Source organism: Nostoc sp. CCY0012, assembly GCF_963920855.1.
Lineage (GTDB): Bacteria > Cyanobacteriota > Cyanobacteriia > Cyanobacteriales > Nostocaceae > Cyanocohniella.
Genome location: NZ_CAWUDM010000130.1, coordinates 1 through 14,613, shown reverse-complemented (window position 1 = coordinate 14,613; position 14,613 = coordinate 1). Strand labels below are relative to the sequence as shown.

14 protein-coding genes and 3 pseudogenes are annotated in these 14,613 nt (G+C 42.6%); 10 read left to right on the top strand and 7 right to left on the bottom strand.

Annotated elements, in window-relative coordinates; translation table 11 throughout:
* Window positions 1–31: 31 nt before the first annotated feature.
* From thyX to ACM0OS_RS25210, 3 pseudogenes are all read right to left on the bottom strand, one after another.
* A pseudogene (gene thyX, locus ACM0OS_RS25220) lies at window positions 32–466 on the bottom strand (FAD-dependent thymidylate synthase); the annotation flags it as partial.
* 3 nt (window positions 467–469) lie between these two features.
* Window positions 470–1,753 (bottom strand): annotated as a pseudogene (locus ACM0OS_RS25215) (HNH endonuclease); the annotation flags it as partial.
* A 72-nt stretch (window positions 1,754–1,825) separates the two neighbouring features.
* Window positions 1,826–2,113 (bottom strand): annotated as a pseudogene (locus ACM0OS_RS25210) (FAD-dependent thymidylate synthase); the annotation flags it as partial.
* 158 nt (window positions 2,114–2,271) lie between these two features.
* On the opposite strand from ACM0OS_RS25210, the gene ACM0OS_RS25205 reads away from it, so the two are divergent.
* The 4 genes from ACM0OS_RS25205 (at window position 2,272) to ACM0OS_RS25190 (ending at window position 4,694) form a co-directional block, all read left to right on the top strand.
* Complete coding sequence (locus ACM0OS_RS25205) at window positions 2,272–2,487, top strand: chlorophyll a/b-binding protein (protein ID WP_414545919.1); 216 nt, start codon at window positions 2,272–2,274, stop codon at window positions 2,485–2,487.
* Between the two features lie 125 nt (window positions 2,488–2,612).
* Window positions 2,613–3,194 (top strand): thioredoxin family protein, encoded by a 582-nt coding sequence (locus ACM0OS_RS25200; protein WP_414545918.1) that lies wholly within the window; start codon window positions 2,613–2,615, stop codon window positions 3,192–3,194.
* A 76-nt stretch (window positions 3,195–3,270) separates the two neighbouring features.
* Window positions 3,271–3,783: a hypothetical protein gene (locus ACM0OS_RS25195; RefSeq protein ID WP_414545917.1), complete on the top strand. Its 513-nt coding sequence runs from the start codon at window positions 3,271–3,273 to the stop codon at window positions 3,781–3,783.
* 23 nt (window positions 3,784–3,806) lie between these two features.
* On the top strand, window positions 3,807–4,694 hold the full coding sequence (locus ACM0OS_RS25190; RefSeq protein ID WP_414545916.1) for a hypothetical protein: 888 nt from the start codon (window positions 3,807–3,809) through the stop codon (window positions 4,692–4,694).
* A gap of 107 nt (window positions 4,695–4,801) precedes the next feature.
* Here the strand turns inward: ACM0OS_RS25190 and ACM0OS_RS25185 are convergent, their stop codons facing one another.
* The 3 genes from ACM0OS_RS25185 to ACM0OS_RS25175 form a co-directional block, all read right to left on the bottom strand.
* On the bottom strand, window positions 4,802–5,566 hold the full coding sequence (locus ACM0OS_RS25185) for a hypothetical protein (protein WP_414545915.1): 765 nt from the start codon (window positions 5,564–5,566) through the stop codon (window positions 4,802–4,804).
* 383 nt (window positions 5,567–5,949) lie between these two features.
* The gene (locus ACM0OS_RS25180; RefSeq protein ID WP_414545914.1) at window positions 5,950–6,801 is read right to left on the bottom strand and encodes a 3'(2'),5'-bisphosphate nucleotidase CysQ family protein; all 852 of its coding nucleotides are present in this window, start codon (window positions 6,799–6,801) and stop codon (window positions 5,950–5,952) included.
* Window positions 6,802–6,805: 4 nt separating this feature from the next.
* A complete protein-coding gene (locus ACM0OS_RS25175; protein WP_414545913.1) occupies window positions 6,806–7,675 on the bottom strand; it encodes a sugar kinase in 870 nt (289 codons plus the stop codon).
* A gap of 182 nt (window positions 7,676–7,857) precedes the next feature.
* On the opposite strand from ACM0OS_RS25175, the gene rsmI reads away from it, so the two are divergent.
* The 4 genes from rsmI (at window position 7,858) to infC (ending at window position 10,692) form a co-directional block, all read left to right on the top strand.
* Entirely contained in the window at window positions 7,858–8,715 is an 858-nt protein-coding gene (gene rsmI / locus ACM0OS_RS25170; RefSeq protein ID WP_414545921.1) for a 16S rRNA (cytidine(1402)-2'-O)-methyltransferase, read from the top strand.
* Between the two features lie 274 nt (window positions 8,716–8,989).
* Window positions 8,990–9,334 carry a hypothetical protein gene (locus tag ACM0OS_RS25165; protein WP_414545912.1) on the top strand — a complete coding sequence of 115 codons (345 nt, stop codon included), beginning with the start codon at window positions 8,990–8,992 and terminating at the stop codon, window positions 9,332–9,334.
* Window positions 9,335–9,705: 371 nt separating this feature from the next.
* Window positions 9,706–9,885, top strand: coding sequence for a 30S ribosomal protein S21 (gene rpsU, locus ACM0OS_RS25160; protein WP_414545920.1), 180 nt, complete (start codon window positions 9,706–9,708; stop codon window positions 9,883–9,885).
* Window positions 9,886–10,176: 291 nt separating this feature from the next.
* Window positions 10,177–10,692 (top strand): translation initiation factor IF-3, encoded by a 516-nt coding sequence (gene infC / locus ACM0OS_RS25155; RefSeq protein WP_414545911.1) that lies wholly within the window; start codon window positions 10,177–10,179, stop codon window positions 10,690–10,692.
* Window positions 10,693–10,962: 270 nt separating this feature from the next.
* On the opposite strand, the gene pgeF is transcribed toward infC, so the two are convergent.
* On the bottom strand, window positions 10,963–11,739 hold the full coding sequence (gene pgeF, locus ACM0OS_RS25150; RefSeq protein WP_414545910.1) for a peptidoglycan editing factor PgeF: 777 nt from the start codon (window positions 11,737–11,739) through the stop codon (window positions 10,963–10,965).
* Window positions 11,740–11,815: 76 nt separating this feature from the next.
* Here pgeF and ACM0OS_RS25145 point away from each other — a divergent pair, with 76 nt between their 5' ends.
* Together ACM0OS_RS25145 and ACM0OS_RS25140 are read left to right on the top strand one after the other, a co-directional pair.
* Complete coding sequence (locus ACM0OS_RS25145; RefSeq protein WP_414545909.1) at window positions 11,816–12,634, top strand: biotin--[acetyl-CoA-carboxylase] ligase; 819 nt, start codon at window positions 11,816–11,818, stop codon at window positions 12,632–12,634.
* Window positions 12,635–12,716: 82 nt separating this feature from the next.
* Complete coding sequence (locus ACM0OS_RS25140; protein WP_414545908.1) at window positions 12,717–14,456, top strand: peptidoglycan DD-metalloendopeptidase family protein; 1,740 nt, start codon at window positions 12,717–12,719, stop codon at window positions 14,454–14,456.
* The last annotated feature ends 157 nt before the right edge of the window (window positions 14,457–14,613 follow it).

Below are 14,613 nucleotides of genomic sequence, written 5' to 3'. Positions count from 1 at the left end.
CCTGCCCCCTGCCCCCCTGCCCCCTGCTTTTTCACGGTGCTAGTCTCGCCTTACCTAGACGCTGCTTTTCATACCATTGAGCGATCGCAGGTGTCCACTCGGCAAAATGAGGCCACATCATTTCACACAATTTCTGAATTTCTAGTTGAGCATCTTTCTTATTTCTCATGTCACAAAAGTGCATGAAAGACCTTAAATTAAAACTGACTACAAAATGCTGACGATAATCAAAAGGTACTTTACCTCTGGCGTGTTCCTCCGACATCCCCCCCTCAAAATCAGCTTTGTATCGCTTCGCTGCTTCGAGACACCATTCTAAATCTGCCGTTCTTTGTTCTGGTGAATAGTAATATTTTTTACCTTGCCTATCAGAGTAATATCCCACCGGACGCAGATAAAAAACATCCTCAATGTCTTTCTTACCTTCGACTACATCAATAAACTGGTTCCCCGTATACCTAAAAGAGTTATGAACTACTATTCCATTAGCAACAAAATTATGCCATGAACCTTCTACTTCTAGGTCGTAAGTCATTTGTTGTCCAAGGTATTCTACACTCTTAACTTTGACCGGATGTACTCGCAATTTTTTTCCTGTTGCTTTTGGTTTAGATTGCCAATTTTTTGTATCTATTATTGGGTTATAAGATTTTGCAAATTCATCTTCTTGGTTATTTTGATGAATAAACTCATGACATTCTTTGCATAAAGTTATTAAATTATCAAATTCATAAGCAACAGATTCATCAGCGTAGACAGGGATTAAATGATGAGCATGAAGAACACCACCACGAACTCTACATTTTTGACAAATAAAGTTGAACTTATTATGCACTTGAGGGGCAACATCTCTTGTCCATGCACCTATCAATTCCCGTTCAGTAGATGTCCCTCCTTTCCAGAAGTTAGATTCTTCGCCTCTTTTTGTATATTTCTTTGCGTTGTCTATACGTTTTTGACGACTATCTTTTGAAAGGTTTAAGTGATAACCACTTTGACCCTTGTTCCAAGGCGTCTTTGAACCAGGGGATTTTTTATTTAACGATAAACCGTATGTATAAACCCATTTTTTTATAGCTTCTATTGAGCAATTAGCTAGTTCGGCCATTTCATCTGCATGAAGTCCTTGGTTCAGCTGTTCCTCTAACCAACTTTTGTTACGGTAAAGTGCATTGGGATTATAGTTCCAAGGTTTATGCTGTGGAGTAAATTTCCCATCTTTTTGGGTTAAAACTAGTCCATATTTACTAGCCCAAATTCTAATAGTATTTATTGAACATTGAGACAGTTGTGCAATTTCTAATGCAGATCGTCCGTTTTTTATTTGAAATTCCAGCCATTCTCTGTTTCTGTAAAGTCCATTGCCAACTACTGCCATACCATTACACATTAAGTAGCAAGGCTGAGACATTTTGATTACAGTACCATCAGAGTTAGTCACTAAACCAACTGCATCACCCATTGTTTGCCAACCTTCTGAGGTGAATAAGCGATGGTTAACGGTGCAATCTAAAGTTTTTCCGTCCTCCAACGTTACTCGATAAACAGGCTGAAGACCACTGCACATTACATCTTTAATATGCCCAACTTCAAATAAGCCAGTTTCTTCGTTCAAAACTCGCAATCGCATTTTACGAATACGTTGTTTACAATCGCGTCGATATTCACCAGGGGCTTCTCCATTTCTTCCCCGAATCGATCTGTGGCGGATTGCTGTTTCTCCGTTATTCCATATTTCGTATAACTCTCCAATAGTTTTCTTCAGCTTCTGGCTACTTTGACCCTCACAATTAACAAAAGTAATTTCAGTATCCGCCGCCAGACATTGTACATCGAATGATACGGAAATCCGATGAGTACGAGCCTGCTGCATCACACTGTGGGGAAAATAACCGCAGTTGAAAACAATCTGAGGATGCTCAAGAGGCCCATAATGTCCCCTCTCACCTGCTAACAGTCGCTTCACAATAATTTCACCGCATTGTGACTCCGTAGGCCATGAATCGCGCTCGTCATACACGAAGCCATCGGTATAGTCTTGGTGCATCGCAGCGTAAATTACTTGCTGCGGGTTTGGTGTTTTGGCGATAACCTCTACTCGGAATCGATGCATTGGCTGAAACTACGTAAAAATAAGGTTTTGGAGACTGTTGGTTCTACATGATGATGAACCCGATTCACCATCTTATCCCTTTCGGTGGATTCATATACTTTACAAATATTAATATCTTTGTTACAGTTGTTTACATAAGAGAAAACGGGAAAAATTACATGCGTACAAATTCATCCATTGTTGACGACCAAGGTTTAATGAACAACTTCGCCATTGAGCCAAAAATTTACGTAGATGAGCAAGGCGATCGCACGGGGTTTACTCCCTATGCAGAATTACTCAACGGTCGTTTAGCAATGATTGGCTTTGTTTCTCTGATAGCATTAGAAGTACTCACCGGACAAGGCATCATCGGACTTTTGACAAGTCTGTAAAAACTAATCTTAACAACATAATCTTTAACGCAATTGTAGAGACGGGAATTTTCTCGTCTCTAATTTTATGGATAATTTCGTGCTATTTTTACAGTGACTTATAGCCAGAGATGTTTAGGTGGTCTATGGTTTTAACTGCTTCGACAATGTTGCCATTAGGCACACAAGCGCCAGATTTTCATCTACCAGACGTGGTATCTGGAAAAACAATTTCTCTTGCCACCTTTGCTGAAAAAAAAGCATTATTAATCATGTTTATTTGTCAGCATTGTCCATTTGTCAAACATATCAAATCAGAATTAGCCCAGTTAGGTAAAGATTACTTCACCAGTGATTTAGGAATTGTGGCCATTAGCGCCAATGATGCAGAAAAATATCCAGATGATGCGCCAGAGTCATTAAAAACAATGGCGACAGAACTTGATTTTAAGTTTCCCTTGTGTTTCGATCAAACTCAAGAAGTAGCCAAAGCTTACACAGCCGCTTGCACACCTGACTTTTTTGTATTTGATGCAGAACGCCAGCTCGCTTATCGGGGACAATTGGATGATAGCCGTCCCAGCAATAACAAACCCGTGACAGGAGAAGATTTACGCGCAGCGATAGAGGCGGTATTAGCAGGTAAATCAGTACCAGGTGAACAACAGCCGAGTATTGGGTGCAATATTAAATGGAAACCAGGGAATGAACCCAGTTATTTTGGTTGATGGCCAGATTTACCAAAAATAAAGAAATTTCCCAGCCATTAGTACTAATGACAAAACAAATAAGGAGAAACCATCAATGAATTTCCCCCGTGGGCGGAGAATTTTAGTTAGTTTATTGCTGTCAGTTCTACTCCTAACTACAGCCTGTACTCCTCAAGAACCTGGACGTTTTGACCAGGTACAACAAGAAAGTACTCAACAAAAAAGAGGTCAAGCAGTTGTTGACACTGCTACTCAAGGTGGAGAATTTAATAAATTTTTCCCCACTACTGGAGACGGCTACGAGCGAGTATTTACCCAAGAGAAAAAAGGTTTTGCTGAAGCCAAGTTAAAAAGAGACGGTCAAGATTTAGCCATGCTAGCTATTTCTGATACCACTAGCACACCCACAACAGCAGCCAGCTACTCCAATAGCACCAAAAAAATTGCTGGTTATCCAGCGCGGGAAATTGGCAATACTCAAACCGCAGTACTGGTAAATAACCGCTACCAAGTTAAGGTATTGTCTCGTGATCCTTCATTTACAGCAAGCGATCGCGCCGCCTGGATCGAGAGATTTAATCTTGATGGTCTGGCTAAATTGAATTAAAACAACTCAATTAGGAGATTTCTGTGAATAAACCAATTTTTGAGTTGGTTGATGAATTGCCAACCAGCGGTTTAACTGTTTCCATGTTAAACTCCCTCGATTTTGTCGCACCTGGTCAATGGCAAAATACGGTCGGCTTTGTCAACACTATTAAGACTGTTACTGGTGAAACTGACGAAGATTTAATTCAACAGATTGGCGAACGAGCGATTTATCTTTACAATGATCGTTCCCAAGGATACCAACGAGCTATGTGGATGTATCAAACTGTTGACAGAACAGATAAAGCTTTGGGTGCAGCAGCATTGGCTAACAAAGTCGGGGAAAAAATTCCTTTATTGGGTTTTTTAAATAACTTGACTCCCAAGGCCGACAAAGCTCAAACTATTGATTTATCTTTGAAATTAGTCACAGAATTGGTGGCTTTCTGCCAAATCAACGGCATCCCTGGAGATAGCATCGGCGATTTTGTGGCTTCTTTGAGAGAATACAGTGGTGAGTCACTGATTCGCATGGTGGCTTTAGTTTGTGTTGATGGTTTAATACCCTTAGGGCCCAACTTCATCGATAAGGCATTATCTGGAATCAATCAGATGAATCCCCAAGAGTTGGAACAAAATTCAACTTTTCAAGGTATCAAAGATGCCATACCCGGTAACAATGCTGGTAGTAAATTAAACTTTATTGGCGAAAGCTTTGACTCCGTTAAAGGTTGGATGAATGGGGTAGTCAGTACCAACAACTTAACGCCCCAAAAAGTAGTGGGCAATTTACAAAGTTTCGTCCAACTAGCCGATGATAAGTTAGACTACTTAGCGGCATTCTTGGATATGTCCACAAATTACTACGAACACACAGGTACCCAAACTTTAGCACGTCGCTTAATTGAACGTGCTGTAGCGGAAATTTAGCTCAATTAATGGTGGAACAGGCATCTTGCCTGTTCTGTGCGGGCGAGGACACCCACCCCAAAATAATTTTTTATTACCAAATTAGTCGTGTTAGTCCACTGCTATCATCACTTTACAGGTAACTGCAAATCATCTGCGATCGCCGCCAAGTAAGGTTGAAAAATTGCTAAATTTTCTAATCGCTCAAACTTACCTGTGACAGCACCGGGGTCAAAGGCTGTAGTAATTACATAAAGATTAGTACCATCAAAGGCAACATGACCGATGTTTTGCTCTTGTACTGCACCATCTTTCTTGATACTGACGAAGCCGTAGCGTACTCCTGTCAGGTTACCAACTGATGTCTGTTGTGGGGGGTGTGCGGAGAAAACAATGTCATTTTTATAGGTAACTTGACGGTCTTTAGCTAGAGCTGTCTGGAAGTCTGCAACCCAAGTTTTAAGTGCTGTCAATAGTTGCTTTTGATACTCAGGACTTTGGTAATTCACATTTGTATCGAGTGGAATCCCCGCAGAACTTAAATTTTTCTGGAAATCTGGATGATTTTTGACTGGATAAACGCCAATTTCCACTGTACCCAAAAGTTTTTTCTGGGAGGAGACACACAACAGATTGTCGGTTCCCTCACAAGGAGCAACTAGCCAACCGTCTGGGGTAGGTGTGCTACCCAAAATCTTCTGCCAAATATTTCCTGTTGTCGCGTTGGCGCCGAGTGCAGAATTGCTTTGAGGAGGAGTGTTTTGAGCCGGCGTTGTCACAGATGATGGTTTGTCTACAACCGCATTAGAAAAATGGGGGAGAACAAACTTTGCTCCCACTGGCATAAAAACTAATAAAATAGCACCGATAAAAAGATGATAAACTCGCAACATTTTCCTGATAATCCAGAGCCAGAAATTGGAGACTAATGGTATCCACAACACCTTGTGAGTATACAGGAAGATACATCTTTATTGCTTTTAGTTCCGCAAAGACCATAAAAACAATTCGCAATGCCTCTTTCAGAGAAGCTACGCTAACGCAATTCGCAATCATGTTATGTCATTGGCAGCAAGCCTTTCTCTGACGAATAGCGATACTAGCTGTACTCAATATAAATTATATTTGTCTCAATTATTTGCACTGTGTTCTGTCTCATGTCGCTGGGTTTTTACGACTAAGGACGTTCAATTAACTGTCTCAATTTTACCATTTTTTGCCATAATTCATTAGGTAGCGCCGTGGGTGGCGTAGTTACTTGTGCAGAAATATCAGCTTAACCAGCAAACTCTGCTAATAACCTTGTTGCTGACTCACAGAGGCTCTGGTGATGCTGACCATTACTGGCCAGTAACCCACCCCATTGATTAATATCTCCGGTATTGTACTGTAAAAAACTGCCATCAAAGTGAGTAAATTTACCACCAGCTTCCGTGAGAATTAATTCTGGAGCTGCTAGATCCCAGTCTTTAGGGGCAGACTTACCAGAAAAAGAAACGTAGATATCTGCTTGTTGCTCAACAATTGCAGCAATTTTACACCCTATACTGCCAACAGATTTGTAATTTCGACAAGGTAAGTTTTCTAACAAGTAATTTAAAGATTCATTGCGGTGAGAACGACTAGCAACGACGATTAAATCTTCAATGCGTTTAGTTGAAGATAGTTGTATGGGGACACATCCATCATGGGTTTCGACAAATGTACCGCCGCCTATAGTGGCAAAGTATAATTTTTCTGCCTCTGGTACTGCGACTACGGCTAAAACTGGGCGTGTTTCTTTGACTAAAGCGATGTGAATGGCATATTCCCCGGTTTTTTCGATAAAATCTCGCGTACCATCTAAAGGGTCAATAATCCACACCCACTTGGCAGTTTCTCTACTGAGTTGTGATTGATAGGTTTCTTCACTGATATAGGCAAATTCTTCATGCCCTAAAGCGGCTTGTAACTTTTCTAAAATGTATTGGCTAACAGCTATATCTGCAACAGTCACAGGTTCATTCTGTTTATATTGCACAGCTAAATCAGGGTCTTTTGCAGTGCCGTGGTAGTACGATCGCAGTATATCTGATGCACCCCAACCTACTTCACGGGCGATCGCTAATATTTCTTGTAAGTCTTTCATCTATTCACCCTTCTATCCAGCGACGTGTACCAAAACATCGACATGACTCAGCAGCAATGTTGGCTGCTTGTGCCAGAGCATCTGTAAAACTTCCCTGTAAAATGTAATGGCACAAAGCACCGTGAAAAATATCACCAGCACCCAGTGTATCAACTGCCGTAATCTCCGGTACACTTACACTGCCAGTTTTTGTGGAACTTAAATATTCAATAGGTTTTTCTCCGTGGGTAATGGCAATGTGGGGAATGTCAAATGCACTTAAGTAAGCAAACACGTCTGCTTGGGTGTGGCAATTGGGAGGATAAAAATTAGCCGAACAAATAGCATAATCGACAAACGGCAAAATTTCTGCAAAACCTGGTTTCCAGCTGCCACCATCAATCACAATGGGGATATTTTGGGCTTTGGCGGTTGCGGCTAGACTACGGCTAACTGCCATTTGATGTCCATCAATCAAGAGGATTTCGGTATTTTCTAAAATATTCGCCGGGATAGATGTACTACTAGCTTGAGTTTTGACAGCATTCATCGACACTATAGCCCGTTCACCCGTAGCTTGGGTGATAATAATCGAAGATACAGGCGGTGCTGTACTCATATTAGGAGCCAAATCAGCTATGGCAACTTGGTAATTTGTCAAATCTCCCCGAATTAGTTGTGTCATTGGGTGAGAACCCAGCACACCTAAAACTTGCGCTTGATTACCTAAATGACTGAAAGTTACAGCCGCATTTGTTGCTGGCCCACCTGCTGCTAAAGTATAGTCAGCAGCGACAATCTTCTGATTATTCCTAGGGGCAGAATCAGCAAGGTAAATCAAATCTAAGGTGACTAAACCCACAAACAATCCACGCGGAGATTTGAGATTAGTCATGATAATACCTCCGCCAATTTCTCAAAAGCCCTACTGGAAGTCTGGGGCTACATAAGCAAAGCCCACCTATTACAAGCTGTGGAGTCAGTCTTTGTTTGTACAGCCCTACTCTTCTAGAGTGAGGGCGTTTTGGCGAAGGTATGATCATTATTAACCCGTTAAGAGCGCTGATTTTCTCACTCATGCAGACTGATCCTCAACCAGGAACACTTTACGTTGTCGGTACACCCATTGGCAACCTGGAAGATATGACCTTTCGGGCAGTGCGAATTTTACAAACTGTAAATCTCATTGCCGCAGAAGACACCCGCCACACAGGGAAACTGTTACAACATTTTCAAATCAAAACACCCCAGATAAGTTACCACGAACACAATCGCACTAGCCGCATCCCAGAATTATTAGAACATATGGGGAACGGCCAGTCCATCGCTTTGGTGAGTGATGCGGGAATGCCGGGAATCTCTGATCCTGGTTATGAATTAGTGATAGCTTGTATTGCAGCAGGAATCAGAGTAGTTCCCATTCCTGGGGCGAGTGCCGCAGTTACAGCCTTAAGTGCAGCAGGTTTACCCACCGACAAGTTTGTATTTGAAGGCTTTCTCCCAGCCAAAGGACAAAAACGGCGAGAATACTTAGAATCGCTGGAGACAGAATCTCGCACTTTAATTTTCTATGAATCCCCGCACCGCTTGCGAGATAGTTTACAAGACTTAGCCACAGTTTGGGGAAGCGATCGCCAAATAGTCATGGCACGGGAGTTAACTAAATTGTACGAAGAATTTTGGCGGGGAAGCATTGCCGAGGCGATCGCTCATTACAATCAACGTGAACCCCAAGGCGAATATACCCTAGTTGTGGCCGGAACTCCCGCCAGCCAACTCCAACTTTCGGAGGCACAACTGAAAGCCGAATTACTACAACTCATGAGTCAAGGAATATCGCGATCGCAAGCTAGCCGTCAATTAGCAAAAATCACTTCTGTTCCCCGGCGTGAACTCTATCAACTAGCTCTTTCTCTAGTCTTAAGTCCTGAGTAAGATCAGTCATTTCAAAAAACCATTACTCAGTGGATATACTCGCTTAAGGTTAAGTATATTCATGCTTCATGATACGTGCAGAATTGCGGTAATGTAGATTAGTCCTTGTCCACCAAAACCTCAATATTCTGTGAAAAGCGCACCATAGGTATATTTCCCAACTTAAAAGGAGTTCTATTTTTAAGATAAATTTTCCACAAAATACCGTATATTTTTCAAAAATTAAGTATAATATTTTTTAAATTTCGCTTCAGCCAGTAAAAACTAAAAAATTATGGGCAGGCTAGTCATCAAACTTCTAGGTGTAATCCTACTTTTTGCAGGCATTTACTTTTTTACTCAAAATATCATATTTGTTAGCGGTTACTACTCAATTTTTTCCCGCAGATTACCTGCTACCATTTCAGTTTTAGCAATTATGGCAGGAGTGTTTACACTATTATTTTTCCGTAAAGAAACTAGTAATCTCGGATGGATTTTATTAGTGATAGGTATAGCTCTAGTTTTCTTAAGCGGAGGCGTAATTTTCCGCTCCACTAGCTTGTGGAATTTATTGCTTGGTTTTGCCGCATTAATATCTGGATATAAATTATTAAATGAGGGCAGAATCAACTTTTAATATAGACAACGTGACAAAATTTCTTGGCAAAAATTGTATAAAAAGCCACGTTTTTCTTGGCTATATTCCATAATACACGGTTCAGCCTAGACATTCTTTGGTGGCAACTACAGTTGACTGAAGCCACTTGAGACTGTAGTACAGGCAATAAAAGTTAAGATATAATTGCCCCATCCTCCGTACTGTGCTGAGAGTGCATTCAGGCACTAGCATAAATTTACAGCTAAGTGTTCACTGCGCTCAACAGAAGTACAAATAAACTGCCTTAAAGCAATGAATCGCCTCTTATTCTGGTTTCATCCTGGAGGTGTTTTGCTAACTGTGAGGCTACTATTACAATGGAAACTATTGATTTTGAGGAAACAGGAAGAATGACCCAAGTGCTTCTAGGCGAAAATGAAGGTATAGATTCAGCTTTGCGTCGCTTTAAACGCCAGGTATCTAAGGCTGGTATTTTGGCTGACGTGAAGTACCATCGGCATTTTGAAACCCCGTTGGAAAAGCGCAAACGCAAGGCGGTATCAGCTAGACGCAACCGACGTTTTAAATAAACCTATTTGGGTTGGTACTGGCGTTGCTAGAGGAGATATCTTAAATAAGCAATAGCACCGTACCTTATATTCTTACATAAAATTCAGTAATATACCTTCATCCCATTATTTAGACGTGAGGGTATATTACTTTGCCTAGTTATTAAAAACGACGTTAATTGGCGCTTACCCTGTTTTCACACTACAGATTAGCTGCAAATGGTTCCAAATGCAGCAGGGGACTTTGAAGGGGCGGGTTTTGCGAATAGGGTTGGACGACAGATTAGGTTACGATATAATTACACACACAAAGTGTTGAACAATTGGGAGGAAACCATTATCGTAATCCAAAAGCAATTAATTAACTCGCAAATCAAGTCACCCCAAGTATTCTTGATTGACCATGAAAATAATAATCGTGGTTTGATCGATACCCATGAGGCTTTACAGTTAGCCGAGAACCTGGAGCTTGACTTAGTTGTAGTATCCGAAGGTAAAGACGCTCCAATAGCAAAGATTCTTAACTATGGTAAGCTTCAGTACCAAAAGAAAAAGCGTCAAGGGCAGAGTGCTAGACCGACGGTAAAAGAAGTCCGGCTACGTCCCAACATTGGTGTGGCTGATTACAACTTACGTATCGAGCAAGCTATTGGGTGGTTGAATAAAGGCGATTCAGTTAAGTTTGCCATTCGGTTACGAGGGCGAGAAAATCAGTATCGAGAACAGGCTGGAGAATTGTTAGAGCGCATTGCAACTGCCCTCAGCCAAGTAGGCAAAGTCCAATCACTGGATAAACGTTCACTAGTTGCTCAAATAATTCCTGCATAAACTAACCCGCAGCATAGATGGTGGGGAATTTCACATAACGATGAAAGGCAATAGGTAATAAAAAAGCAGGCCACCGACACTGGTGTCCAGCTATGCCCATTTGTAGCAACTGCCGTTAAGTGGTGTTGAGCTTTTAACGTACCCTGGGATACAAATATTTTTGTCCGCAGTACGGTTTAAAAACTAACTTCTCCTGGCGGTAGACGCTACCTCATTGCCTATTCATTCGTATCACCCCAGACTTAAAGTCTGAGGGGTTATAGTTGTAGCTTAAGGCAAGCTAACAATTCCTGACCATTGGACTTTTTTCTGTTTTTCTCGACGATAAGAAAAGAAATGTTCTGGAGTTTGGTAAGTGCAATAAGGAGCGATCGCTATTTGTTCGCTACTAATACCTAAACTTTCCAGTTGTAAAATATTTACCCGCCGCACATCTAACCGAACTTTACCTGGATCGGGGTCTTTTAATAAAGGTGAATTTGGTAACTCATGCAAAGCATCCACAATCTTTTGTTCCTCCTCATGGGGTGTAATGCTAGCACCAATTTCCGCCGCCACCTCCACAGAAACTTGATACACCTCACCTGCGATCGCTGGGCCCATCACAATTCGTAAATCATCTAATTTGCTTCCTTGTTCTCGCAGTCGAGCGATCGCACCAGGGACAATCTTCGCGGCTGTACCCCGCCAACCCGCGTGCAGTGCAGCTACTCTTCCAGTTTTGGCATCACCAATGAGTACAGGTGTACAGTCTGCACTAGCCACCCACACCGCTTGTAAAGGCTGTTCACTAATTAAACCATCTGCCGCAGCTAAGTCAGAATCGTCTTCACTAGTCTGGCTGTGAATTTCTTGTGGCGTCAGAATTATATTGCCATGTACTTGTTTCAAGCGATAAACTGATGCCTCTGGGTGCAGCACATTTGTCAAATCTTCAGGCGATCGCGGCCAAAACTGCTGAGTAAAGAAGCCGTGATGCCAATCTTTTAGCAGACTACAAGTAAGATAGGGTAGTCCTTGCCAATCGTGCCAGTGCCAAGTGTGCATCTTGAACCAAACCTAAACAGAAATCAAAATCAATCAATTAATGCTAACTTGAACAACGGGATTTCGGTTAACTGCTGTGGGATTTGATCGGCAACTCTTGGAAACTGCCCTAAAAGCAGGGCTTAGGTATACCTCTTTACCATTTTCCTTACATATTTTTGAAAGTGTTTCCTCTACTAATCAGATTCTTTGGGATTTGCTAAAACAAGGAACTGATGCAAATCCTCTAGTTATTGCGACTCAGCAAACTGCCGGTAGAGGACAATGGGGTCGTCAGTGGATTTCTCACACTGGAGGACTATACCTTTCGATGGGTATTTTTCCTAAACTAGAAGCAATGGATAGTTACCAGCTCACCTTAGCTAGTGCTTGGGGAATAGCAGCTCAATTGCGTCAGTGCGGCGTAAGCGTGGGCATTAAATGGCCCAATGACTTAGTGTTGCATGGTCGCAAGTTAGGCGGCATTTTGACGGAAACAAAAGTCCATAATGGACAGATCATACAAGCAGTGATTGGCGTTGGTATTAACTGGGCTAACCCAGTTCCCGATACCGGCATCAACTTAGAAACCTGGCAAGCTTCCCAGCCTACTAAGCTCATCTCTTGTCTGGAAATGCTCACTTCCACAGTTTTACTGGGAATACAATCCGGGATAGAGTGTCTTTGCCAAGAAGGAGTAAGTGTACTCTTGTCTCGATATTTAGATTTATTGACAAATATGGGTGATAAGGTATACATCAATAATCTTTTAGGCACTGTGGTGGGCATAACTTCTCAGGGAAATCTACGTGTATCTTTGGAAACTCATGATACAAATGACATAAAAATACCAGAACTTTATGTTGAACCCGGTACAATCAGTTTGGGTTACCGTGAATCTTCTGTTTCATATTAGGTTTGTTAAAATTTCGCTCTTTGGGCAAGACAAACCACTGACATCATCTCTTTAGGCTAATTTAAAACAACTGAGAGAAACAATGACGCAGCGCCATAAATCTGCCCATCACAACTTACACAACTCCTCAAAAATCAATATTTACGGGAAGCTACTGCATATCTATGCATCTACACTACCAGCACAGAGTTTTTTTGTGCTAAGTAGCATCAGCTTCTTTGGTAATTTAGCAATTGTTCATGCAGAAACATCAATAGATAATATTGTTCCCACTGTTGAAAGTTCCCAACCAGCAGTCGTTATACCAAATCCCGTAAAAAAAGATACCGTTTCTTCAGCACCATCTCGACCACAACCCCAGGTTAATAACAGCCAAGCTGAACTCATACAAAAACTACGAAAACCAGCGGCTTTCCCAACACAACAGCCAGCTAGTCAGGCTAAACCCCAAGTAGAGGTTTCACAGCCCAGAAGCAATCCTAGTGCTAGTCAGGCTAAACCCCAAGTAGAAATTTCGCAACCTAGAAGCAATCCCAGTGCTAGCCAAGCTAAACCCCAAGTAGAGGTTTCACAACCCAAACCCAATCCCAGTGCTAGCCAAGCTAAACCCCAAGTAGAAATTTCACAGCCTAGAAGCAATCCCAGTGCTAGCCAGGAACAACCTAAAACTGAAGTAGCGAAACCTACTGCACCTCGCACCTTGCCAGAAAAACTGCCAGAAGTTGCCCAACCAGCCAACAACTCAAACAGCACAACGGCAGGGAAAACCAGGGATTATAATAACGCTTATATTGACCCTACCCGTTACAACAGCAACACTGCCGCTACCTATCAGGCTCCTAGCTCTGTAGTATTGACAGAACGCTCCAGTGGTTGTCAAACCGTTTTACCATCTGGGCAGAGTGTATCAGGCAATAATTGCGCCCAAGTACCAAAGCAACCTAATCAGCCAGTAGCTAATTCTGGTAATCAAACAGCACCCAACTGGCTTAAATCTAGTCAGAATGCTCAGGTGGCAAACGTTCCACAAGTTCGTCAGGTAGCCACTACTGGCAACAACACTCCGAGAAACAACACCACCAGTAACAACAACACATGGCGTCCTCAGCAGACTGCTGCTAGTAGCGCCACCAAGACGGCATCCCGTCCTAGTCCTAATCGCTTTATCCCGAATCCTAGCGATTTTGCCACGACAACCGCGAATGCATCGCCCATCGCACCAAGTGGTGAAACTCTACCCCCACCAATGGCAGCAGGTAATGTTGCACCTCGTGTCAGCACAGTGGCTTATGATTTTCCCCTAGCATCAGTATTACCCCAAATTCCCTTCACCGGGACACTCGCCTATCGTGGTGATGGGGGAATGATGTTTCCCCTTTCCATACCTGCCCGCATTAGTTCTGTATTTGGTTGGCGGACTCATCCCATCACAGGCGATCGCCGTTTCCACGCCGGTACAGACTTAGCTGCGCCTATGGGTACACCAGTAGTAGCAGCGGCTAGAGGTCAAGTCAACACCGCCGGTTGGTTAGGTGGTTATGGTTTAACCGTAATTGTCAACCATGATTCCGCTCAACAAACCCTTTATGCTCACATGACAGAACTATTTGTTCAACCCGGCCAGGTGGTAGAACAAGGAACCGTCATTGGGCGAGTAGGCAGCACCGGTAACTCCACAGGGCCTCACCTGCACTTTGAAGTCCGGCATCTCAAACCAGAAGGTTGGGTTGCTGTGGACTCAGGCGTGCAATTACAGGTTGCCCTCAGTCAGTTATTAGAAGCTATGCAAACAGCTCAATTACCCCAGCAACCAGGTAGCTAGGGCAAGGGGACAAGGGGACAAGGGGACAAGGAGACAAGGGGACAAGGAGACAAGGGGACAAGGCAATAGGGAAAATGTTGGTCATAGCTAGTAGTCTTTCCCCCCTGCTCCCTGCCCCCCTGCTTCTTCTCCCCACTCCCCACTCCCCACTCCCCAC